At 63.7% G+C, this 23,294-nt stretch carries 22 protein-coding genes; 8 read left to right on the top strand and 14 right to left on the bottom strand.

The features are described 5' to 3' along the window. Positions 1 to 250 precede the first annotated feature (250 nt). The 7 genes from FR699_RS10875 to FR699_RS10845 all read left to right on the top strand — a co-directional run bounded on the left by FR699_RS10875 (position 251) and on the right by FR699_RS10845 (position 4,422). Entirely contained in the window at positions 251 to 661 is a 411-nt protein-coding gene (locus FR699_RS10875) for a metalloregulator ArsR/SmtB family transcription factor (RefSeq protein WP_158855429.1), read from the top strand. Further along, positions 658 to 1,845, top strand: a complete 1,188-nt coding sequence (gene arsB / locus FR699_RS10870; protein ID WP_158855428.1) for an ACR3 family arsenite efflux transporter — start codon at positions 658 to 660, stop codon at positions 1,843 to 1,845. The genes FR699_RS10875 and arsB overlap by 4 nt, the downstream gene beginning before the upstream one ends. 71 nt (positions 1,846 to 1,916) lie before the next feature. Continuing rightward, positions 1,917 to 2,099 (top strand): hypothetical protein, encoded by a 183-nt coding sequence (locus FR699_RS10865; RefSeq protein ID WP_158855427.1) that lies wholly within the window; start codon positions 1,917 to 1,919, stop codon positions 2,097 to 2,099. A gap of 57 nt (positions 2,100 to 2,156) precedes the next feature. After that, positions 2,157 to 3,317 carry a permease gene (locus tag FR699_RS10860; RefSeq protein WP_158855426.1) on the top strand — a complete coding sequence of 387 codons (1,161 nt, stop codon included), beginning with the start codon at positions 2,157 to 2,159 and terminating at the stop codon, positions 3,315 to 3,317. 42 nt (positions 3,318 to 3,359) lie between these two features. Then, positions 3,360 to 3,602 (top strand): thioredoxin family protein, encoded by a 243-nt coding sequence (locus tag FR699_RS10855; protein ID WP_154552755.1) that lies wholly within the window; start codon positions 3,360 to 3,362, stop codon positions 3,600 to 3,602. A gap of 215 nt (positions 3,603 to 3,817) precedes the next feature. Further along, positions 3,818 to 4,042: a hypothetical protein gene (locus tag FR699_RS10850; protein WP_154552756.1), complete on the top strand. Its 225-nt coding sequence runs from the start codon at positions 3,818 to 3,820 to the stop codon at positions 4,040 to 4,042. A gap of 2 nt (positions 4,043 to 4,044) precedes the next feature. Beyond that, positions 4,045 to 4,422, top strand: coding sequence for a hypothetical protein (locus FR699_RS10845; protein ID WP_158855425.1), 378 nt, complete (start codon positions 4,045 to 4,047; stop codon positions 4,420 to 4,422). 131 nt (positions 4,423 to 4,553) lie between these two features. Here FR699_RS10845 and FR699_RS10840 read toward each other — a convergent pair whose 3' ends face one another. The 12 genes from FR699_RS10840 to FR699_RS10785 form a co-directional block, all read right to left on the bottom strand. Then, positions 4,554 to 5,306, bottom strand: a complete 753-nt coding sequence (locus tag FR699_RS10840) for a helix-turn-helix domain-containing protein (protein ID WP_154552758.1) — start codon at positions 5,304 to 5,306, stop codon at positions 4,554 to 4,556. Positions 5,307 to 5,417: 111 nt separating this feature from the next. Beyond that, the gene (locus FR699_RS10835; RefSeq protein WP_158855424.1) at positions 5,418 to 5,858 is read right to left on the bottom strand and encodes a chemotaxis protein CheW; all 441 of its coding nucleotides are present in this window, start codon (positions 5,856 to 5,858) and stop codon (positions 5,418 to 5,420) included. Beyond that, entirely contained in the window at positions 5,858 to 8,245 is a 2,388-nt protein-coding gene (locus FR699_RS10830; RefSeq protein WP_158855423.1) for a methyl-accepting chemotaxis protein, read from the bottom strand. The genes FR699_RS10835 and FR699_RS10830 overlap by 1 nt, the downstream gene beginning before the upstream one ends. A gap of 98 nt (positions 8,246 to 8,343) precedes the next feature. After that, entirely contained in the window at positions 8,344 to 10,860 is a 2,517-nt protein-coding gene (locus FR699_RS10825) for a bacterio-opsin activator domain-containing protein (RefSeq protein WP_158855422.1), read from the bottom strand. A gap of 121 nt (positions 10,861 to 10,981) precedes the next feature. Next, a complete protein-coding gene (locus FR699_RS10820; protein WP_158855421.1) occupies positions 10,982 to 11,731 on the bottom strand; it encodes a dolichyl-phosphate hexose transferase in 750 nt (249 codons plus the stop codon). A 54-nt stretch (positions 11,732 to 11,785) separates the two neighbouring features. After that, entirely contained in the window at positions 11,786 to 12,562 is a 777-nt protein-coding gene (gene heR / locus FR699_RS10815; RefSeq protein ID WP_158855420.1) for a heliorhodopsin HeR, read from the bottom strand. A gap of 103 nt (positions 12,563 to 12,665) precedes the next feature. Then, a complete protein-coding gene (locus FR699_RS10810; protein WP_154552760.1) occupies positions 12,666 to 13,688 on the bottom strand; it encodes an alpha/beta hydrolase in 1,023 nt (340 codons plus the stop codon). Positions 13,689 to 13,735: 47 nt separating this feature from the next. Further along, on the bottom strand, positions 13,736 to 14,407 hold the full coding sequence (gene serB, locus FR699_RS10805) for a phosphoserine phosphatase SerB (RefSeq protein ID WP_255470263.1): 672 nt from the start codon (positions 14,405 to 14,407) through the stop codon (positions 13,736 to 13,738). A gap of 65 nt (positions 14,408 to 14,472) precedes the next feature. Further along, complete coding sequence (locus FR699_RS10800; protein ID WP_158855418.1) at positions 14,473 to 15,714, bottom strand: MFS transporter; 1,242 nt, start codon at positions 15,712 to 15,714, stop codon at positions 14,473 to 14,475. Positions 15,715 to 15,795: 81 nt separating this feature from the next. Then, positions 15,796 to 16,833 carry an ABC transporter ATP-binding protein gene (locus FR699_RS10795; RefSeq protein ID WP_158855417.1) on the bottom strand — a complete coding sequence of 346 codons (1,038 nt, stop codon included), beginning with the start codon at positions 16,831 to 16,833 and terminating at the stop codon, positions 15,796 to 15,798. Then, entirely contained in the window at positions 16,830 to 17,663 is an 834-nt protein-coding gene (locus FR699_RS10790) for an ABC transporter permease (RefSeq protein ID WP_158855416.1), read from the bottom strand. The genes FR699_RS10795 and FR699_RS10790 overlap by 4 nt, the downstream gene beginning before the upstream one ends. Further along, complete coding sequence (locus FR699_RS10785; protein ID WP_158855415.1) at positions 17,656 to 18,681, bottom strand: extracellular solute-binding protein; 1,026 nt, start codon at positions 18,679 to 18,681, stop codon at positions 17,656 to 17,658. Before FR699_RS10785 ends, FR699_RS10790 begins: the two co-directional genes overlap by 8 nt. A gap of 99 nt (positions 18,682 to 18,780) precedes the next feature. Between FR699_RS10785 and FR699_RS10780 the strand changes: the two genes are divergently transcribed. Next, positions 18,781 to 19,461 carry a TOBE domain-containing protein gene (locus tag FR699_RS10780; protein ID WP_154552766.1) on the top strand — a complete coding sequence of 227 codons (681 nt, stop codon included), beginning with the start codon at positions 18,781 to 18,783 and terminating at the stop codon, positions 19,459 to 19,461. 18 nt (positions 19,462 to 19,479) lie between these two features. On the opposite strand, the gene FR699_RS10775 is transcribed toward FR699_RS10780, so the two are convergent. Both FR699_RS10775 and FR699_RS10770 read right to left on the bottom strand, forming a co-directional pair. Then, positions 19,480 to 21,459, bottom strand: coding sequence for a helix-hairpin-helix domain-containing protein (locus FR699_RS10775; RefSeq protein WP_158855414.1), 1,980 nt, complete (start codon positions 21,457 to 21,459; stop codon positions 19,480 to 19,482). Positions 21,460 to 21,506: 47 nt separating this feature from the next. Continuing rightward, on the bottom strand, positions 21,507 to 23,291 hold the full coding sequence (locus tag FR699_RS10770; RefSeq protein WP_158855413.1) for a PAS domain S-box protein: 1,785 nt from the start codon (positions 23,289 to 23,291) through the stop codon (positions 21,507 to 21,509). Positions 23,292 to 23,294 lie beyond the last annotated feature (3 nt).

Here is a 23,294-nt window from a genome sequence, read left to right as displayed (position 1 = left end):
CAGCGCGTTGCTGAGGCCGAGGCGAGCAGCAGGTGACCGCGGTGGGAGCACTTTTTGTTGAATAGATTTTCAAGTAAATGGCTGTGGCCGCAAAACGGCATTTTGCCACGTTCGACGCAGAGAGGAGCCACACACGAGACTTCCGTACTCGGGTATAGCAACACGACGGGAAACTAAAGACCGGTCATCTGAGCGGAAAACTCGGAGTTATCCGACAACTTTAATTGAAGCCTTATTCAACCATTTGGCGATGAGTCACGCGACAGATCGACTCCGGCGATATATGGAAGACGAGCTGGGGGAGTGCCGAGACGAAGACGTCCAGGCGCGCCTCGAAGAGTTGGGAACCGTAGAGCGAGCGGTCGGCGACCAGCTGGCAGCCGAACTCGACATACTGTCGGCGCTGGCGAGTGACACCCGATACACGCTCGTTCGGGTGCTGGTCGCTGCGGCGGATGAATTGTGCGTGTGTGAGCTCCAGCCGCTGGTCGACGTCAGCGAGAGCGGGCTGAGTCACGCTCTCACAGAGCTCGTCGAGGCCGGACTGGTCGAAGGCCGGAAAGACGGTCGCTGGAAGAAATACCGGGCCACCAACCGCGCGGTCGCGATCGTGACGGTCCTCGAAGGGAGCGTGGGAGCCAGCACGGAGCAAGATCAATGAGTGCCGTCGATCACGAGCACGGGCCGGAGTGTGACTGTCCGGACTGTGGGGATCCGCGGTCGATGGATTTCCTCGATAAGTATCTGACCGTCTGGATCTTCGGCGCGATGGCGATCGGCGTCGGCCTCGGATACATCGCACCGAGTGTCACCCAACCGATCGACGACTTCCATCTCGTCGAGATCGGCCTGATCCTGATGATGTACCCGCCACTGGCGAAGGTCAACTACGGCCAGTTGCCACGGGTGTTCGCCCAGTGGCGCGTATTGAGCCTGAGTCTGATCCAAAACTGGGTGATCGGTCCGACGTTGATGTTCGGACTGGCGCTCGTCTTCTTCGGTGGGGTCGTCCCGGGCCTGCCCGCGCGCCCCGAATTCTTCCTCGGGTTGGTGTTCATTGGAATGGCCCGCTGCATTGCGATGGTGCTGGTCTGGAACGACCTTGCCGACGGATCCAGTGAGTACGCCGCCGGGTTGGTCGCGTTCAACAGCGTCTTTCAGATCCTGACCTACGGGATCTACGTCACCGTCTTCGCGCTGTTCCTGCCCGAGGTACTCGGGTTGGAGACACTGACCGCCGGGATCGCCGCGTTCGAGGTCACTGCCGGCGAGGTGTTCAAAGCGATCGCGATCTTCCTCGGGGTCCCCTTCGCCGCTGGGATTGTCTCGCGGTACGTCGGCACTCGAAGCAAGGGCGTCGAGTGGTACGATCAGAAGTTCGTCCCGACGGTCGATCCACTGACGTTGATCGCACTGCTGTTTACTGTGATCGTGATGTTCGCGATGCAAGGCGAGCGGATCGTCGCTCAGCCGACCGACGTATTGTTGATCGCCGTTCCGTTGACGATCTACTTCGTCGTGATGTTCGTCGTCAGTTTCGCGATGGGCCACCGGATCGGCGCGGACTACTCGACGACCACGGCGATCGGATTTACAGCGGCCTCGAACAACTTCGAACTCGCGATCGCCGTCGCAGTCGCGGTCTTCGGTGTCGGCTCTGAGGTGGCTTTCACGACCGTTATCGGCCCGCTGATCGAGGTGCCCGTGTTGCTCTCGCTGGTGTCTGTCGCGCTGTGGCTCCAGCGCAATGTCGACTGGCGTGGCCACACCACCGGGCAACTCGACAGTACGAAACCACCGAGTGTCCCAGAGAGCGGCACGGACCCACTCACCGAAGACGACTAGGCCCTGCCTGACCCATCGGCTCAAAGACTCGTCTCGTGTGCAGGTGTGCTCAGGACGCCGGCCGCTCCCAGATGTCCACAGCCGTCGCCGAACGCGGACTCGACGGCCGACTGGCGGTTCTCACCGGCGACACCGATCCCGCGGAGGCGGTCCACGATACAGTGATCGAGACGATGGCCGACGTCGGCGTCGACCGCACCGAACAGAGCAGTCGCCGTCGGCTGGCTGACCGACCGTATTTCAATACTATTTGAAACCGGTGCGTATTTGTGCGACGCTGTTCAAATCTAATTTGAAATGGTGGTGAGCCAGTGACACCAGTCGAACTCCTCGTCCAGATACTCCGGGCAGGGATCGACGAGACGCTATCGTATTTGACGTTGCACGTCATCACCTGCCTGGTACCCGCCTTTTTCATCGCCGGCGGGATCTCGGCCGTATTGTCGGATCACTTCGTCAAAAAGTACCTGAGTGCCCAGGCCCCGAAACTCCAGGCCTACTCGATCGCCTCGGTGTCGGGCATCGCGCTGGCGGTGTGTAGCTGTACGATCTTGCCGATGTTCGCGGGCCTGTACAAGAAGGGCGCGGGGATCGGCCCCGCGACGGCCTTCCTGTTCTCCGGGCCGGCGATCAACGTCCTGGCCGTGGTGTTCACCGCGAGTGCGCTCAGCCTCCCGTTGGGGGGCGCACGAGCGTTTTTCGCGGTCACGATGGCTGGGGCGATCGGCCTGACGATGGCGTTCGTCTTCGGGAGTAGTGAGGCCGAGAGCACCGAGGCACAACCCGCCATGACTGACGGCGGAGAGGTCGTCACCGAACGCCAGCGCCCCCTGTGGGTGACGGGCGGCTTCTTCGGCACGCAGGTTGCAATCCTGCTGATCGCCGCCACTGGCCTGCTGACCTGGGCGGTCAAAGCGCCGCTACTCGTGCCGCTGTTTGCCCTGCTTGGGTATCTGCTGTGGGCCAAGTTCGATCGCGACGTGATCGACGAGTGGCTCCAGGAGACGTGGTTCTTCACGCGGACGATCTTCCCGCTGTTGATCGCCGGGACGTTCGTCATTGGCCTCATCGGCGCGATCGCAGCCATCGCCCAGAATATGGGGCCTCTAGAGATGATCACGCGGGGCGGGGAGACGTTCGTCGCGCACAAAGTCGCACCTGGCCTGCTCACGCAGAACATCTTCGGCGAGACGACCGTGCTCTCGACCGGCCTCGGATCGGTTATCGGCGCGATCCTCTACATGCCGACGCTACTGGAAGTGCCGATCATCGGCTCGTTGTTCGGCTACACCAACGGCCTGATGGCTGAGGGGCCGGCGCTGGCGTTGTTACTTGCCGGGCCGTCGCTGTCGCTGCCGAACATGCTCGTCATCTGGAAGACCATGGGCGCAAAGCGAACCGCGCTGTACGTCAGCCTCGTCGCCGTCGCAGCCACCATCGCGGGCCTGCTCTGGGGCCTGGTGCTCGTCTGACGTATCGATCTCGAACGACCACGACAAAACACCACACAATCCATGAAAATCGAAGTCATCGGCCCTGGCTGTGCCAGGTGCCAAAAAACAGAACAGCACGTCAAGCAAGCACTCGAAGCACTCGACGACGAGTTCGATGCGACCGTCGAGAAAGTCCAAGCACAGATGGAGATCATCGACCGCGGCGTGATGCACACGCCCGCCGTCGCCGTCGACGGTGACGTCCAGACCGAGGGCGACATTCCAGACGTCGACCAGCTCGTCGAAATATTCGAATCCGCGTAATCCGCCCGGGCGAGTCGGGGCTACCCGGTCGCACAGAGCGACGGCGCGGGAAAACAACGCGAGTGAGCGGAGCAAGTAGCGACAGACCGACGCGAACGGGCAAGTGGTCGGTGGTCCTGTCTCGGTGTCTCCGTCGGGAGCGTCCCGGCGCGTGAGTCGTCGTTGCTGTTGAAATATGGCATAGGTATAAGTTGACAGGACCATAACGAAAAACCATGAGTGAATCTGGCGAAGAATCCGACGCCCACATCGGCGAGACAACCAATTGGCCGGAACTGGCAGTCGGGTTGTACGATAGGTTGACCGGCCGAGGGGCAGAGATCGTCTACGAGTTCGAGGACATGGACGTGGCCGTTCCGAGCAAGGTCGGGGAAGACGCCGATCACGCTCACTGGCACGTCGATGGAACAGTTCGGATCACGACCGACGAGAGGGACTGAACGTGGCAGCGAGCGACGACGTGGTCGGACCCATCGAGAGTCTCGCTCGCAGCAGGCCAGCCCTCAGCGTCACAGCTAATCTCTCAGTGTGCATCGACGATGTCGACCTCGCGATCAGCACGGTCGAAGATCGCATCCGCGTACAGGTGCCCTCAGTCGAGGCTGGCGTTCGTCTGCTGCGGGGTCAACGGGAGCGCCTTCCACGGCTCTCGCGAGTGCTTTCGGCGGCCGCTCTGACCGCCGAGATACGGGTCGGAAGTGCGGTGGTCGCCCTCGCCGGAGCGGAGGCAACGCCCGGTCGGCTAGGGCGAGCCCTGTCGCTGGGGCCACTCGAAGTACGCCCCCAGGCACTGGTTGCCGCAGTGCTGCGAGTTCGATGAGAGGGGCGCGTTCGGCCCGTCCTCGGCCGGGCAGTGACAGCTAAGAGCGGGTACTCGGGACACCGCCTTCGCCGTTCTTTCGGCGGCACAGTCAACCCGGCCGGTCAATGGGGACTGCGGACATCTGGGGCTCACGGTCGCCCGGTGTGTGAAGCATCGGGACGCGTCTCGTCGGCAACGTATGCCTTCGCCAGAGAGTCTTCGGCGCGTCGCAATCGATACGTCAGCGTCGACCGTGGGACGTCTAGGTGGTCGGCGAGTTCGCTGACGTCGAGTTCTCGCGGCGTCTCGTAGTAGCCGTGTTCGACAGCGGCCCGAAGCGCGGCCTCCTGTTCGCCCGAGAGGCCCGTTGATTCGTCGTCCACTCCCCTCCCGGGCTCGGCCGTCGCGCCCGTCCGGAGCATCTCCATCTCGGCACAGTCACCGACAGCGGCCTCCAGTGCGTCGAAAAAAGCCGCCACGTCGCCGGTCCCCGAGTGGATGAGCCGCCAGGTGTAGTGGCGGCCCTCGTGGCGGGTGTCAAAGAGCAATCCGTCGCCGAGGTGATCCAATGCTAGATGCGGGACGGACACGCAGACGGGCGTCCGCTCCCAATACGAATAGAGCACGAGCGTCTCGGCCGACCGGTCGAGGACGTCCATCGTCTGGCTCGCCCCGCAGTCGTCAGTCGCCAAGCAGTCGGCGTAGTAGTCCGTCGATTTGAAGGTATCTTCGATGGCATCGAGGGCGTCGGGCGAGCCGCTTGCGTGGTCGACCCGCCAGAGACGCTCGTCGGTGGCGTGTAGCGACAGCGAGCGGATGTGTGCGTCGGGGAACTCCGCAAGCGTATCCGCGACGGCGTTGCACCCTGGATCGTATTCCAGGGCGAAGACGAGTTCGCGCATGTCTCGACGAAGGCGTTCACGAAGGATAATCGATTCCCCAGTCGGAGCCGATTACCCCAAACCGGATGGGAGAGAGATCACCCACGGTTTCACAGCCGGAGGTCCCGTCGGCTACCCAGTCGACGCGAGTTGGTCGTTCACCTGCGTGGGGTCGACCCAGAAAATAAATTTGTCGTTGGCCTGGACAATGCCGTTGATGTAGCGGTTGTCTTCGACCGATTCGAGGTCCGGGTTCTCGAAGTCCCTCACTCGATCGGCATAATCGACAAGCCAACCGACACTTCGATCGTTGTCGGTCTCGAAGACGATTACCTGTTGCTCGTCGGCCGAACGAGTGACGCCAAAGGGAACGGTCAAATCGACGATCGTCGTCGTCTCTCCGCGGCGGTCCATCACGCCATCGACCATGCGTGGGGTGTCAGGGATGGGTCTGACGGCTTCGGCCTTGACGATCTCGTCGATCCAGTCGACCCCGACACAGTACTCTTCATCGGCCAGCGAGAACACGAGTACTTGCGCCGGTGGTTCGACGGAAGCGACAGCACTGGCCATCAGTCGTCCCCTCCCGTCGTGGCCGCCTCGGCGTCCTCCTCGTCGTCGAGCGAATCGAGAACGTCCCCACCCGAATCGGTCCAGGCTGTCTGGTCCGTTTCGTCTTCGTCGCTCGTCTCGACCCGACCGCCGTTGGTCACCACAGCCTGGTTCGCACTCGCTTGGGCCGGTTTGCTGGCGCTTGCCGTGGCGGAGTGGCTAGCAGCCTCCGGGGTCGGTTGGTAGTCACTCGTGTCGAGTTGCCCGCTACCGTTTGCAGTGACCTCGAAATCGGACACTTCGTCGTGGAGATCGTCGGCCAGTACGGACATTTGCTGGAGGTTTGTCGTCGCTTCAGAGAGCGACGAGGCCTGTTCTTCCGTTGCCGCCGAGACGTTGCTGGCTTCGGCACTCGTTTGTTCGCTAACGCTCGAGACCTCATCGACCATCGAGACGACTTCCTCACTGGAGGCGGCCTGATCGTCGGTCGCCTCGCTGATCTCCTGGATGCCGCTTTCGGCTTCCTCGATTGCCTGGGCGATGTCGTCGAACATGTCGATGGCGTCTTCGATCGTCTCTGACCCACTAGCGACCCGCTCGCGCATCTCTTCCATTTCTTCGACCGTCGTGTCGGTCGTCGCTTGCACTTCCCCGATCCGGGTTTCGATCTCCGTCGTCGCCTGTCCAGCCTCCTCTGCGAGTGACTTGATCTCGTTTGCGACCACGCCAAAGCCCTCGCCCGCCTCGCCGGCCCTGGCAGCCTCGATCGAGGCGTTCAGCGCGAGCATGTTCGTCTGCTCGGCGATGTCGGTGATCATTTCGACGATCTCGCCGATCTCGTCCATCTTGTCGTCGAGGGTCTGGACCTGCGTGGTGGCTTCCTCGGCAGTCGATTCGATGGCTTCGATCTCCGTGGAGGCCTCGGCGGCGTGGTCGCGACCAGTTTCGCCTCGCTCGACGGCCGTCGTCGCCGTTGCGGCTACCTCTTCGGAGGACGAGGCGATCTCCTCGACAGTGGCGGACATGTCGTTCATCTCGTTGGCGACTTCCTGGAGGTTCTCGGTCTGGGTTTCGGCCCCGTGTGAGATCTCTTCGACCGAGTTCGCGACTTCCTCGCTTGCGGTCTCGATCTCCTCGGCACTGGCGGTCACTTCCTCGCTGGATTCGGCGACGTCAGTGGCAATCGACTGGACGGATTCGATGCTATCACCCAGCTGCTGGATGCCCGCTTGTAAGTCTGCGAGCGTCTGCCCGTACGCACCGGGGGCATCCGTATCGAGGCGCTGGTCCAACTGCCCGTCTTTCAGGCCCTCGCTGGCAGCAGCGATCTGCCCGAAGCTGGTCGAGAGAGTTTCCATGCCATCGTCGAAACTCGTCAGAATCGCGCCGTAGTTGCCCGGCCGATCGGTGTCGATCTCCTGATCGAGGCGGCCGTTCTGCAGATCATCACTGGCCGCTCGAATCTCCTCGAATCCGCCGACCATTTCGTCTGCCCCTCGATCGAGGTTGGTCATGATCTCGCCGTAGGACCCGGGGAAATCCGTCTGCCGATCGCGGTCCCGAAGATCGTCGTCGCCAGCCGCAAGATTGTTGCTAAAGGTGTTGATCTCGTCGAACACCTCCCGGAGGTTCGTCTGCATCTCCGTGAATGCCCCACTCATCCGCCCGAGTTCGTCGTTCTCGACGTGCTCGTCGACCTCGGTCGTCAGATCGCCCTCACTCATGGCAATCGAGGCTGCTTCGAGTTGCTTGACGGGCGTCGTGATCCGCTGGGCGACGAACAGCCCGATTGCAATCGCGACGACGAAGGCGACGATCGTCAACCCGATGATGGCCACGTGACTCTGATCGGTCGTGGCGTCAGCCGCGGCGACTGACGCTTCCATCTTCTCGTTGGCGTCCTCTTCGAACGAGATCGTATCCGATTCGAGTTCCTCGTAAATGCTGTCTGCGTCATTGATACGTTCGCGGGCCAACTCCTCGTTCCCGGCTTCCATCGCCGATATCGCTGCTTGAGCCGTCTGGCTGGCTTCTTCGTGATCCGCTTCGATCTCCGAGAGACGTGTCTGCTGCTGGTCGGTCAGATCGTCCCGCTGTGCCAGCTGTGAGTACCACTCCTCGAAGTCCGCGGAGGCACGACGATACTCCTCGACGGCACCGTCGTCCCCAGCGAGGACAGCGAGTAACGCACGTCGTTCCATTTCGAGGTCGTACTTCATCTCCATCGCCGCGTCGGCCTCGGCAACGTCGTCCTCGACGATCGAGTGGAGTTCTGCGTCGACGCTTCCGACCGCCAAGTAGCCGACTGCACCGGTCACGACGACCAGTACCGCGACGAGCACGAACGCGAAGACGAGCTTTGCCCGGAGGTCGAATCGATCGATCGTGAGGCGATCTGTGAATGACATTGGTCTTTCCTCTCTATAGAGGTACAATGTGAAGAGTTGTCAAGGAATCCGTTAGGTGTGAAAGGCCTGCTCCGGATCGGTGGTTACTATCTTAATATTCAATTATCATTCCTGATATTGCTCCCACCATCGAGGAACGAGCCGATCACGTTCCGGTGGGCAGCCTGGAGGTGTTTCGACACTGCTGGCCCGGAGATGTCGAAGGTATCGGCGAGGTCTTCACCAGTCACAGATCGTGGCGTCTCGTAGTATCCGCCGTGATACGCGGCGTTCAAAATCTCGTATTGTCGCTCGGTGAGAAGGGACTTCGAGTCGTCGGGACGCTGGACCTCGCTGTGCTGGGCGCGGAGGTCGATATCCGTGTAGTGACTGGTCAGTGCTTCGAGCAGCGGACGCGTCGAGGTCGATTGTGGGATTGCTACGCTGAGTCGGGTTCCCGCAGGCTCCGAGACGGCCTGGCAAAGAGTGCCGCCGTGCTTGACGATAATGTCGGCCAGAAACGGCCGGTCGACAGAGAGTGTCAACTGGCCTGTATCGCTGTCCCCGAACCACTGTGGCTCGCCCATGCCAGGACTCTCCGTTGCCCGCTGCAGAACCGCCTGCCTGTCACCGTCGGTCACAGTCACCAGAATCCGGATAGATTCGTCGTCGACCTCGGCAACGGTGTCGTATCGAATGTGGGCACCCGTCTGCTCGGCGAGGCGCTGGAGCGGATACGAGGTATCGGCCAGTTGGAATTCGAGTGCAGTGTACCGCTGGTTCGCCCCTGAGTGGCGCTGTTCTAGGAGTCGGCTGTAGGTAACCAGCAACGAGGCAACGTCTTCGACTAAGTCCCTGTAGACCGAATCGAGCTCGCCGTCGACAGAGAGATACACCGTCAAGACGCCGTACAGTACCCCATCGGAGAGCAGCGGCGCACTCATCGCCGATCGAAATCCAGCCGAGAGGGCCTCTTTGGCCCAGGCATCGTCGTGGACACGTTCTGAGATCCGGGGGACGACGTAGGCCTCCCGATTTGCGGTAGCCTGCCGAGCCGGGAGTGACCCTGCCGTCTCCTGTAAGGCGAAATCGAGATACTCTGTCCCGTGACCGGCCCACGCACTCGGTTCGAGGTCGGAATCACTGCGCTGTGGGTGGCCGACCCAGGCGAAATCGATCGTCTCGATGCCGGTAAGTTCCTCACAGACTGCCGTCTCGATGGTGTCTCGACTCTCCGCCTCGGAGAGCCGCTTTTGAATCGCCTGGATCGCCGTGACGACGGTCCGCATCTCGTGGAGGGACTGCTGTTCGGCGTCCAGCTGGCCTGCTAATCTCGCCCGTTGTTCTGCTTGTTTCAGGACATCGAGGACTGCTTTGGCGTTTGTGGCCACCAGTTCGATCAAATCCCGGTCGACGGCATCGATCGTACCGTCGCGCTGGCCGACGACGATCAGGCCGTAGTTGCCAAGCGGAACAGCAAGGACACCTGAAAGGGGCTTGTTGGCCAGGCCCGCTACCGTCGAGATGTCAATTTCGCGGCGTTCGCCGACGCGATAGGCCTCCCAGAGCGGACCAGTACCCGGTTCGACGACGCCGGGGCCGTCGGTCTCGTCGCCAAAGGCCACTGACTTCGGGCCTGGACGCAACACCCCTGCCTGCTCGTCGAAGCGTTTCACGCTGACGTAGGGGAACTGGAAAGACTCCTCGATGAATTCCACGAGGAACGCCCACACCTCGCTGGGCGACTCCGGTGGGTATAACGCTCGCGTGGCAACGTGAAGATCCTGGAGGATACGCTCGCGGCGTTTGAGGTTCCGTTCGTACCGTTTGCGCTCGGTAATATCCTGTGTCATGCCGACAGCAGCAATGACCGAGCCATCGGAAGCGCGTACCGGTGCCGTACGCAGTTGCAGCGTCATCTCGCCAATCGTCGTCTCCGTGGCCGTCTGGGACCCTGCGAGTGTCTCCGTGTAGGCCCTGACGAAGACGTCTCGATCTCCCTGCCCCACGTCGCTGACGTGTGAGCCGATCACGTCGCCCGGTTCGGACGAGAGGTTGTCGAAGAGATCGCCACCGGCGAGCAGATAGGTCAACTGCTCGTTGACGAGCGTCACCGCCCCGTTAGGAAAGGCATCGAAGACAGCTTTGGCAAGGCAGTCTTCCGGGGCTGCTGGGACGGTCGAAGCATCGTCAGAAGCAGAGCGTTCTGTGATCCAGTGGTCGGACGCGTCGACTCGGGGCGGCCTCCCGTGCTCGATCACCCCGCGAATTCGGGACAGCGCCACCTCCGGATAGTCAACGACCACCCCTGCTGGGACGTACTCGTCTGCGCCTGCATCGATCGCGTTGCTGGCCGTATCGATTCGGTCGTCGGCCACCACCGCTACCACTGGGATCGTGGCATCAGCCTGCTGGAGCGTTTCGACGGTCCGGACGAACGCTTGTTTCCCCTGCCAGCCGACCAATACACAGTCGATGGCGTTGGCTTCCAGCAGCGGCGTCGACTCGGCGACGGTTTCGGATACCGAGAGGTCGCCCTCGGGGTGGTCGCTACCGAGGGCGTCCCGGATCGAGCGCCGCCACTCGCTGTCCGAACCAACGGCGAGAATCCGAAGTGCCCCCGCGACAGATTGCATACGTGCTTACTGGTATCGTCCAACAAGATATTTACGGCCGTCGGCACTGTCGAGAGAGCGGCCGATGAGGCGGACGTCACGGAACCGATCCAGTTGCTTGGCGAGACACGGTCGCCAGCGGTCACTCCGTTGCCCGATCGATCCCTGGGCGATCGCTCGCCGACTGGCGGCCAAATCGCTCGAGAAGCGATACTTTACAGATCGACTTCGCGATGGCCGCCCCACCGGTAAATGGGTTCAGCGTCGTCTCTCCTAGCCGCTCGCGATACGCGATCGGGATTTCCGTCACGCGGTAGCCCCGACACAGCGGCCGGACTATCAGTTCCGCCGACAGTCCGGTGTTCTCGGTCCACTCGATGGCTTCGATCACCTCACGGCGATAGGCTCGCATCCCCGTGGTCGTGTCGTGGACGCGCTGGCCGATCAATGCGCTGGCCAACCACGCGAAGGCGTGGTTTCCGAGGCGATTGAATCGCGGCATCGTCTGTGCACCCTTCGAGAGCCGATCACCGCTGACGACATCGTAGCCATCGTTGATGGCGTCCAGAAAGTCCGGCAATCGCTCCATCGGGTAGGTGTCGTCACAGTCAGTCGTGACGATCACCGGTCTGTCGGGCGTCGTGATCGCCTCGTGGACGGCCACACCGTAGCCCTGTGGCTCTTGCTCGATCACTGTCGCCCCATGTTCGCGGGCGACCTCGGCGGTCCCATCGCTCGAACTGTCGACACAAACGACTTCGGCCTGCCCGTCGGTCACTCGATCGATGTCTGTGAGAACAGTGGTGATCGCCTCACGCTCGTTGTACGTCCCCATCACGACACTGACGTCTGCGAACGTGTAGACGTCCTCGCCGGTCCCGTCGTCACTCATTACTCGCCCGTTCGTCCACGCACACTTGAGGCTTTAGGTTGGCCTAAAGGAGAGCTACACCGGGGAGTTCAGTGCCCCGAAGTAGACCTGCCAGGCCAGCAGTGACTTCGCGACCAGACTCAAGACGATGTACGCGACTTCGCCATAGAGGTAGTCTTTCCACTTCCAGACGCCCTTGTACTGGAGGAGCATGTTGATCGCAAAGAGGTTGAACAGGACGAAAAGTGAGACGTAGATCGCGATCACGAAGTCCGGGGGGCTCCCCTCGCCGAAGGTGTAGGTGCCCGCGATCGTGACAGCGATCGCGATCCAGGGGACGAGGCCGGCAAGCGAGCCGACGAGGAAGGCACTCCAGTCGGTCTCCTCGGTCAAGCGATTGTGCCGTTCCATCACGAGTCCACAGAGGTTCATCACGGCGACGAGACCGAACAGCGCGATCAGGGTACCCAGATCCCAGACGCCGGCGAGCATCGCGATCAGGACGATCATCAGCGAGGCGCTGACAGCGTACTCGTACCAGCGATACGGGTTCATGCCCTGATCGAGATACGTGACGTACCGGTCGTACAGCACCGTCGCAATCAGTGCGTGAGCGATCGCGGAGACGAACAAGAAGCCAGCAGCCAGGGAGGCGAGTTCGATCGCCCCGATCGCGGTCAAAACGGGTGTCAGTACTTCAGCCTCGGTATCGAATGCGAGGTATGTCGCATTGATCGTCCACTCCCGGGAGGAGCTCAGGTAAACCATCAACGCACCCTGGAGGAAGTGAACGACAGCCATCACCGCGTTGAACCGGCGGAGATGCCAGTCACTGGGAGTTGCACTCGACATACTCGCTGTTCACAGGGACCCATGAAGATTCTTTGCCCGAGCTGGGACGCTGACGGACCGACTGGACTCGGACGGTCGCGAGCCGCCAGAGGTCCCAGGCCGTCTAAAGCGTCCGATCGAGGAACGTCTCGATCGCGTCCGGACCGGCAAACGGATGGGCCGGGAGGAGTCGGTCGTCGCTGGCCCCCGGATCGCTGCTGGCGCTGGCCGTCACGGTCTGGGTTGGCCGCTCCTCGCCCGTGAGTTGTGCCATCGCCGTTCGTTCGGAGTCCGCCCCGAAGACGTGGCCCATCCCGTGGAGTTCGTAGCTCGTGACCGAGAGGTCGACGCCTCGGAGGGCCGAAACCAGCGAGCGGGTCTGCTCGATCGACACGACATCGTCGGCCCGTCCGTGCATGACGAGGACAGGCGGGCTATCCGCATCCACGTAGGTGAGCGGGCTGGCTCGGCGCGCACGATCACGGTGCTGTGAAATCGAGCCACCGACCAGCAACGACGCGACGCCAGCAGGCGCGACGGGCACGGCAGTCAGATCGGTGACACCGTACCAGTCGACGACAGCCTGGACGGCCCCGGATTGCTCGGGCGCAACTGTCTTTTCGACGCGCTCGGGCGCATACACGTTGCCAGCGACGTCCGAGACATCGTCGACGAAGCCCGCAAGCAACGCGAGGTGCCCGCCAGCCGAGGCCCCCCACGTCGCGATACGGTCGGGATCGAAGCCGTACGCCTCAGCCCGGGCCTGGAGCCACCTGATCGCGGCTTTGACGTCGAGGATCTGGTCGGGGAAGACGCCCCGCGGCGTCGGGTTCTCGGGATCGATATCGAACGGAATCGCCACGCCATCCGGGATTTCGGCCAGTCGGTAACTGACGCTGGCGATCGCGACCCCCCACTCGGCCGCATACCGCTGTAGAGCCGGTGCGTTCTTTCGGGTCTCGAACACCCAGCCGCCGCCGTGGACGTAGACGACCAACGGCGGCCGTCCCGCAGTCTCGGGCACGAACAGGTCCAGCCGAAGATCGCCGCTGTCCCGGCTGGCGTAAGTCACGTCCTCGTGGACGGCGACGGCCGGCCCGTCGGCACCCGATGGGTCGTCTTCGGTTCCCGCTGGGGACTCGCTCATCTATCGAGTCGTTTGCATCCCATCCCCTTAGGCGCTGTCGACCGCTATCAGAGTACGCCGTCGTCTTCGAGAAGCGCCTGCAGTTCGGGCATCGACTCGACGACCACATCACAGGCCGGCTCGACGGCCGATTTCGGCTCGAAACCGACGGCAAGCCCCGCGACTTCCAGCATCGGCAGGTCGTTGGCGCCGTCACCGACGGCGACTGTCTCGTCCATATCGACACCGTACTCGCTGACCAGTGCTGCCAAGGCGTCGTCCTTGGTACCTTCGATCAGGGGTCCCTCGACCTCCCCCGTGAGCTGGCCGTCTTCGACGGGCAATCGGTTGGCGACGATCCGGTCGACGGAAACGGCGGCCGTTTCGAGTGCCGCCGCGACCCCGCGCTCGAAGCCGCCAGTCAGGATCGCGGTGGTGACGCCGGCGTCGTTCAGCGCCTCGATCACGTCGGCTGCGCCGGGTCGCAAGTGGACCTCTTGGAAGGCCTCGACGGCCTCGCTGTCGTCCAAGCCCTCCAAGAGCCCACACCGTTCGCGAAGGCTCTGGGCGTACTCGATCTCGCCGGCCATTGCGCGCTCGGTAATCGAATCCATCTGCTCGACGACGCCACAGCGCTCGGCCAGGAACGTCGTCATCTCGTCCCCGGAGAGGGTGCCATCGAAGTCGAAGGCGACTATCATGGCTTCGGGTTTGCGACGCTCCTTTTCAAAGGGTGCGATTCGCGTCCGGACGGCACAGTCCGCAACACCAGGCTATCCGGGCTGTCAGCACGGGACGATTCCATTCACCAGGGGGCAAACGCACCGCAGCCATATTGATAGGTCAACGCCGCGAGGAACGAGCCGACTCCGGTCAACGCGGCGACACCACCGAGGAAGAACACCCACTCGATCCCGACCGCCCCCATCAGCCACCCACCCAGTAATGGCGCGAGGATGCTGCCGGGCTTCCAGAGCAGCGAGCGAATCCCGATCGAGCTGGCGATCCCCTCTCCCTTGCCTTCGTCGGCGAACAGTGCCATACTTGCGGGCTCACGGAACGCGTCGGCGGCACCGAGCAATCCGTTCAGGACGATCGCAGCCAGAACGGTCCCGGTAATCTCCCCCGCGATCGGCACCCCAATAGTGAACAGCCCCTCTGCACCGGAGATGAAGGGGAACGCCATCGCGATCACGCCGTAGGCGCTGCCGCCGACGATGACGAACGGGGCGCGGCCGAACCGATCGGCCAGCCGTCCGGTGTAGGGCTGGCCGAGCATGTTCGCGAACTGTTCGGCAGCCAAGACCGCGCCGACGACGAGCGAGCCGTAGGCCAGCCCACCCTTCGCGGCCGAGACGCCGACGAAGATCGGCACCCACTTCCGGACGAGCGTGACCGCGACGGCATATTGAACGCGGAACGTCGCCATCGTCAGAATGCGGCGATTGACCGCCAGATCAGCGAACGCAAAGCCCTCGATGGACGTCTGGTCGTCTTCGACGAACACATAGACGCCGACTGTCGCGATACCCATGATGACCGCGACCAGGACGAACACCGTCGAGAAGCCGGTGAGGGCGAACAGTCCACCGGCGGCGAGTGGGGCCAGTCCGCCGCCGGCCATCCGGAAGGCATTGTACTTCCCGATGTAGTTCGCCCGGTCGCTCGCGGGAGCCAGATCACCGACGACTGCCAGCCCGAGCAACCCGACGCCAGTCATGCCAAGTCCCTGAAGTAGGCGCGCGCCGAGGAATCCCTCGATGCTGGTGATTACCGCAAAGGCCGCGTACGCGAGAACGCTGGTCACCAACCCTGCCAGCAGGGCCGTGCGCTTGCTATAGCGGTCCCCAGCCCACGCGATCGGGACGATTCCGACCGTCCGGGCCAGTTCCAGTGCTGTCACGAACACGCCGATGGTGATTCCTGTCGCTCCGAGGGCGTCGATGTAGTCGGGCAACAGCGTCATCACCGTCATGAAGCCGAAACTTCCCGCAAACCGCATCGTATACAGCGAAGAGAACTGCAACCGGTCGCGACTGAGATCCATTCTTTCGTGGGTCGCCAATGCGCAGCCAAATGTGTTACGAATCAATTCATCGCTTGCGCGGCAGCGAGCGGTCGTCGTTCATCAGGCGTGCTCGGCGGGAAACAGGTGGATCTGCTCGGGGGCGAGTACGAACGAACAGCGCTGTCCGAGAGTGAGAGCTGCTGCCGTGGATTCGTCGACCGTCGCTCGGAGCGGGCCAACGTCGTCGCTCGTGGCAACCACGATGGCAGCCGCGTGCTGAGAGAAAACGCGCTCGACACGAACGGAGAGGGCATTCGGCTGGGCCGTCTGCTGCTGGACGGTGATCGCATCTGGACGAACCCCAACAGTCACGTGAAGTGGCTCGCCATCGTCTGCGATCGGGACGGAGAGTGTCGTGGGGCCGATATCGACCGTCGTCCGCCCGTCCGTCCGCTCGATGACCGTCCCTTCGATGAGGTTCGCCACACCGAGAAAGCGAGCCACCGCAGGCGTCGCCGGGGCGTCGAAGACAGCCTCGATGGCCCCCTCCTGGCGAATCTCGCCGTCGATGATGACAGCCAGCCGATCGCCGACGATAGCGGCTTCGTCTTGATCGTGAGTCACGTAGACGACCGGGATATCCAGGCCAGCCAGTACGTCACGCAAGTCGAGTCGAAGGCGGCGTCGAATCGGTGCATCGAGACTGGAGAGGGGCTCATCGAGCAACAGGGCGTCGGGATCGGTCACCAGCGTCCGGGCCAGGGCGACGCGCTGGCGCTCCCCGCCCGAGAGCGTCGTCGGATCGCGGGACAGCAAGTCACCGACGGCGAGTGTGCTGACTGTCTCGTCGATATCGGCTCCGGCTGGCGCGCCGAATCGAAGGTTTGCTTCGACGGAGAGGTGTGGGAACAACGCTGCATCCTGAAACACCATGCCCACGTCCCGATTCTCGGGCGGAACCTGGTCGATCCGCGCTCCGTTCAGGGTGATCGTCCCCATCGCGGGGCTCTCGAAGCCGGCGATCAGTTCGAGCACGGTCGACTTGCCCGCCCCAGAGGGGCCAAGGACGGCCGTGACGCCGTCGGGGACAGTGAGCGAGAGGGGGCCGAGCGCGAACCCCTCGTAAGCGGTTTCGAGGCCGGCCAGTTCGAGCGTCACGGCGAAACCTCCAGGGATTCCCCAAGCAGTTGCAAGACGAACACGACCGTCAAGCCGGCAGCAAGCAGTGCCACGACCAGTGGCACCGTCGCCTCGGTCCCGCCACTGACGAACTCGACCCAGATGCGCGTCGGCATTGTCTCGGGCGGATGGCCAAGCAACATCGTCGCACCGAACTCCCCCAGTGCGCGGGCAAACGTCAAGACGATCCCGGCGACGATGCTGCCCCTGGCCAGCGGAAGCGAGACCCGAAAGAACGTCGCCAGTGGCCCGTTCCCGAGGTTCCGGGCAGCCCGTTCGAGATCGCGATCGACCGCGGCAAAGCCCGAGCGAGCAGTCACGACGAGAAACGGGGCGGCGACGAACGTCTGTGCGAGGATCACACCGAGATACCCCTCAGTCAGGGGCACCCCGATCGCGGCTGCCAGACCGCCGACCGCAGAGAGGCGTCCGAACGCACTCAACAGGACGACGCCACCGACGACCGGCGGCATCGCGAGGGGCAACACGACCAGCGCATCGAGCAGTCGCTTCCCCCGGAAGCTGTACCGCGCGAGGACGTACGCCAGTGGGACGCCAAAGACCGTCGCCAGCAGCGTCGCTACCGGTGCCGTCACCACCGAGGCCGTGATCGCCGCCCCCACTGCCGGCTCGGCGAACGCCGACGGGGCCGGGAGTCCGTTCTCGAGTAAGAACGCGAGGAACGGACCGACCAGGTATAGCGCCAGCACGGCACCCAACAGCGCGAGGACCGTCCACTGGCTGGTCGCTCCGAGTGTCGGCACTGGTCGATCGGTGAGCCTCTCCTCGGCACGGGTGTCCTCACTCATCGTGGTCCCCCTCGTGGTCGCTCGCTCCGGGCTCGCCAGACCGTGGGGTTGACGGGCGGACCGCCTCCGGAACGGCACCGTGGGCACTCGGAACGCTGTCGGGGACGACCAGTCCCGTCTGTTCGAGCAGGTCCGGGTGCTCGGTGAGATAGCGGACGAACCGTCGGCCTGCGTCTGGGTTCGTCGCACTGTCCGGGACACTCGCGTTGTACCTGATCGGCCGTCCAGGGAGTGACGTGCCGTCCGCACCCGTGTAGGTCGCCGTCGCGTAGTGATCGGCCAGTCGAGGGGCCGAAAAATCGAGTTTCGGCGGCAGATCGACGGCTGGCAGCCCCCAGTCGTGAGCCATGTTCCGGTAGGCGATAGCCGCCGCGCGTTGGCCACTCTCGACGGCCGCCAGCAGTTGCGGTTCTTCGGGCTCGATGGTCGTGTTGTCTCGGAGCGTCGCGGCCAGCCCCGGGTGGTCGTAGTACGATTCGGCGAGCTCGAACAGCTGGATTGCCCGGTAGCCAAGCGGGTCCAGGGCCGGATCAGTCCTGGCGATGTCGGCCCCAGGGGAGGCCAGCACTTCGTGCCAGGGGTCGCCAGCCCCGAGCCGACGCCCCACGTCAGTCGCCGGGTTGTACACGATGGCCAGGGCGTTCGTCGCGAAGACGACATCCCACCCAGTGATGGCGGGCTGGAGGCGATCACGGAGGAGGGTGGCATCGGCGCTGACCACCACGTCCGGCTGTCGCTGTTCGTCCACGAGCAGTCGCATGACTGCCCGCGAGCCGTAGTAGGTCCCCTGGAACGCGAAACTGGTCGCGTCGGCAAAGGCCGGGCCGACCTGCTCCTCGAATGCCGCTGCGAGGCTGCCGGCCGAGAGGACCGACACCGTTGTCTCAACACCGCCCAGGCACCCACCCAGAGCACCCACACCGAGACTCGCAGCTCCGGCGAGGAATCGTCGACGGGTACGGTGACCCGGCACCCGCTGTCGGACGGTGCTGTCGGGAGCCGTCGGTCGATAGACCATCGAAGACGTGCGTTCGATATGTCCCAGCAGACATAACGGTTGTGTCGAACACGGTCGTGGTGGTAACGTCTATGAACGGGCCGGTCGAACGATGAGCACATGAATGCGGGCTTTTCGGCCCATCTCGTGATCGACGGCTGCACGTTCGATGCTGCGGACGCAGCCCTATTGCGGGCGATCGACGCCCACCGCTCGCTTTCGGCCGCGGCCGACGCACTCGGGCGGTCGTATTCACGCGCCCACGATCGTGTGACCGAGCTCGAAGCGGCCGTTGGCCCGTTAGTCGAACGCCGCCGGGGTGGGGCCGACGGCGGTGGCAGTGAACTCACCGACAACGCCGAGGAGCTGCTGGCGCGATTCGCCCGCCTGCAGGCTACTCTGGAAGGGACTGCCCGGACCGAGGAAGTCGTCCTCGAGGGAACCGTTCGCGATCGGGAGGGCGAACTCGCGACGATCGAGACGAAGGCGGGCACGATCCGTGCCCTGCTGTTCGAGGCTGCCACGGACGTCGAAGTCCTGTTCCGGGCCGATGCGATCACGCTCCACCACCCTGAGACAGCCCCGCCAGCCGCCGACACGAGCGCGCGCAATCGCTTTCGTGGGACCGTCACCGACATCGAACGTGGCGCAGCGATCGCCCACGTCACCGTCGCGGTCGCCGACGACCGACTGGTCGACGTACTCGTCACACTCGCGAGCGTCGAGACACTCGACCTGACGGTCGGTAGTTCCGTCGTTGCGACGTTCAAGGCCACGGCGACGCGGGCACTGGCGCGTTGACCGGACACCAGCGCCGGACTACTCGAACTTTCCGAGCAGCGTCGTGTAGAAGCCGTCGGTGTCGTCGGCAGCCAGTTTCTCGACGATCAGTTCGGGCGTCGAGCGCGCCAATGTGTCTTTTCGTGGGGTCCGGTCGACCTGTAGCTCGCCGTCTTCGAGCCCGAGGGCCTGGATACCGTCGACGCCGAGTTCGCAGTCGGCAGTCTCACGGATTTCCCGAGCGAGATGGGAGACGAACACGGCAGTCTGGTCGCGCTCGCCCAGTGCTTCGAGGATGCCGGCCATGATCTTCGCGCTGGCCCCCGGCTCGGTGATGCTCTCTAACTCGTCGACCAACACGAGCGTCTCGGCTTCGCTTGCGGCCTCGACGACCAGCTCGCCAAACGAGCGAAGCGTACTCTCGAAGGCCCCGGCGTCTAAGGTCCCCTGAGTCTTTGCGTGGTAGTGCAGCGCATCGATCCGGCCGAGACGAGCCCGCTCGGCCGGCACTGGCAGCCCCATGTGAGCGAGGATGACCACTAGTGCGAGCAGATCCAGCGTCGAGGTCTTCCCACCACTGTTGACCCCCGAGAGGAGGCGAACGCCGGAAACCTCGTAATCGACAGGTTCGACTTCCTCGTGGGGAACGTCCAGCAACGGCGACCGGCCGCCCTCGATCGCAACCCCCTCGCCACCCAGTTCGGGCAACGTCGCGTCGAAATCCGCGGCAAAGCGGGCGATCGCGAGTTCGACGTCCAGTTCGAGGGCGGCCTCGACCAGGGTCTCGCTCTGCTCGCGCATCGCCGCCAGGTCGTCGGCCAGGTCTGCTTTCAGCGCCTCGGCGCGCCGATCGCGGGCAGTCGTCAGTTCCTCACGAGCCCGTGAAACGATGCTATCCTCACGCTCGACGGGAAACGTGGGTTCGTCCGAGAACGCCCGCCGGGCGATATCGGCAGTCTCCCGGAGATCCAAGGTGTCGACGACATGCTCGCGAGCCGCCGCGACGGCATCGGCGTACTCGGCGGCCAGTTCCCGAGAGAGCACTTCGTCGACGCCGGCGCCGCGTTCGACCAGCGACAGCAGATCCGCGCCTTCGATCGTGACGTCCTGTTGCTCGATTGCCGCCCGGAGACGGTCGTTCGCGACGGACTCGGCTTCGCTCATCGCCGCGTCGAGATCGTCGACGGCCCGGGTGAGTCGCTGTAGTTCCTCGTCACCGGTCGGGGTGCCATCCTCGTCGAGTCGATCGAGGGCTGCTTCGAGGGCATCCAGATCACAGGGAGGTTCCAGGTCGGCGTGCCGGTGGACCGCGATCGCAGCGAGCAGGCGGTCACGATTGTGCGCAAAGAACGAAAGGGGCCGTTCGGGGACGACTGCGGCCGGGTCCTCGACGGCGTTGGGTTCGACTCGCACGTCACCATCGACGTCGACACCGGCAAAGGCCTCATCGAGGGCGATCACCGTCGCGTACCCGCGGGCGAGTTCCGCCAGGTCCCGGGTATCCTCGACGACTTCGACGCTGACCTCGGGGATTGCCTCCCGCGCCGTCGCGTAGGTCTCGCCGTCCGTCGTCGCCAGACAGCGGTCCCGAACCCGGACGTCGCCCGGTTCGTCGAGCGGCTCGACGCCGCTCAGTGCCGACAGCGTCGCCTCGTCAGGATCCCGTTCCATGGCCCGCTCGGCCAGGTGACGGACGTCGGTAATGCGGCTCTGGCTGGCGCTGGGATAGAGAGTCCGGAGTCGTGCGGCCGCGTAGTCGGTGACGGTCCGGTCTTCCAGCAGTGCGAGGGCGTCCTGATAGACGTCCTGGGCGCGGGGCGTCGCGAGGAACGTCGCCGTGTCGTCGTGGCGTTGCTGGATCGCCGCCCGGACGATTCGGGCGGCCCGCCCCTCACCGATCCCCGGTGCACGGGCGACCCGTGCGACGTCGCCGGCTTCGATCGCCGCCGCCGGGTCGTCCAGTTCGGCCAGCCGGTCGGCGGTCTTCTCGCCGACGCCCGGGATCGCCGTCAGTTCCATCTATCGGTGTCTTGCAGCCCCACGAGAAAAACTTCCCGGCCGCCCGCTCACTCGACAATCTCGACGCCTTCGAAGACGAACCGCGCGCCGCCGGACGAACTGTCGGTCACGCTCACCGTCCAGCCGTGTGCATCCGCGATCTGGCGCACGATCGAGAGCCCGAAGCCAGTCCCGTGTTCCTGTGTCGTGACTCCTGGCTCGAAGACACGCTCTCTGTCAGCAACCGGAATGCCAGGCCCGTCGTCCTCGACGTAGAAACCGGTGTCCTCGAGCCGGCCGATCCGGACGGTGAGGGCGTCGTCGGGGTGGCCGTCCCGGTCGGCCCGAGAGTCCGAGCGTGTCTGGCCGTGTTCGATGGCATTCCGCAAGAGGTTCTCGAAGACGTGTTGGAGCCGGTCGCGGTCGGCCCGGACGGTAAAGTCGGCGTCGCGTTCGAGGGTCGCCGCCTCCGTCAACACCCCGTCCCAGCACTGCTCGACCACGTTCGCGATGGCGACCAGTTCGGTCTCTCCGACGGTTTGGCCCTGGCGGGCGAGCGTGAGCGTATCCTCGATGATCGCCTCCATCCGGTCGAGAGCGGTCTCGATGGGCTCGATGTGCGTGTGTTCGGTCGAACACTCCTCATCGAGCAGTGTGATCCGTCCCTGGGCGACGTTCAGCGGATTTCGCAGGTCGTGAGAGATGACGCCCGCAAACTCCTCTAGGCGGTCGATTTCCCGACGGAGCTTTCGTTCCCGTTCTTTCCGCTCGGAAATGTCTCTGGCGACGCTCAAGATTGCGTCCTCACCGAAGTACGTCACGAGGCTAGACGTGATTTCGACCGGAATTTCCGTGCCAGTGGTCGTGAGGTGGGCCGTCTCGAAGGTCAAGGTACCAGCCTCCTGGATCGTCTCGATCCGGTCGTCGATTTTCGCCCCCGCGTCGTTGGCTTCGATGTCCCACGGCGTCATCCCGAGCAATTCGCTCTCTTCGTACCCGAGGCGCGTGTGAGCCGTGTTGTTTACGGCGAGAAAGCGGCCGTCCAGATCGTGGACGAATATGGCGTCGTTGATGCCATGAAACAGTGCTTCGAACGTATCCAATGTCTCTTTGCGCCTCCGCTCGCGCTCGCGACGTTGGGTGACGTCTCGCAGCGACGCCATGGCACCCTGAACGGAGCCGTCGGCCGCTTCCAGCGGAAAATACCGGACGGCAAAGACGTGTTCGTCTCCGTCCGGGCCGGTGCGTGCTGTCTCGTACTCGACCGATTCCCCGTCGAGCGCACTGTCGATATGCGCTTTGACGTCCTCGAATCCAGCTCTCCCCATTACCTCAGTCACTGTCGCTCCCGCTGCCGTGTCGTCGATCCCGTGAAACGTCCGATACCGGCTGTTGGTCAGAAGGTACGTGTAGTCACAGTCGATGGCCGCAAGGAGGTTCGTCGAACTTTCGACAGCTTGTTCGTACCGGCGGAGGCGGCGTTCTGTCTCGACGCGCTCGGTCACGTCCGATCCCGAGACGAGCAGTGACGTGATCGCCCCGGTGTCGTCCCGGACGCCCGTGACGTGCCACTTGATACAGCGGATCTCCCCGTCGTCGGTCCGGATCGTGTTCTCGTGGACGTCGAACCCGTCTTCGTCTCGAAGCGCCCACAGCACGTCCGCCAAGCCAATGTCGCTGTCCGCGGGGACGACCGTCTCGAACCAGTCGGCCCCATCGAGCGTGGATCGATCGTACCCCAGTATCCGGCAGCCCCGATCGTTGATGCGCCGGATCGTCCCGTCGGCTCCGAGGATGACCATGATCGTCGCCGCCTCCTCGAAAGCCTGCTGGGCGAGGGCATCCGAATCCATTAC

It is taken from the genome of Halorhabdus sp. CUG00001, assembly GCF_009797925.1.
Lineage (GTDB): Archaea > Halobacteriota > Halobacteria > Halobacteriales > Haloarculaceae > Halorhabdus.
The sequence above is the reverse complement of the archived record's forward strand: the minus strand, read 5'-3'. Positions and strand labels throughout refer to the sequence as shown.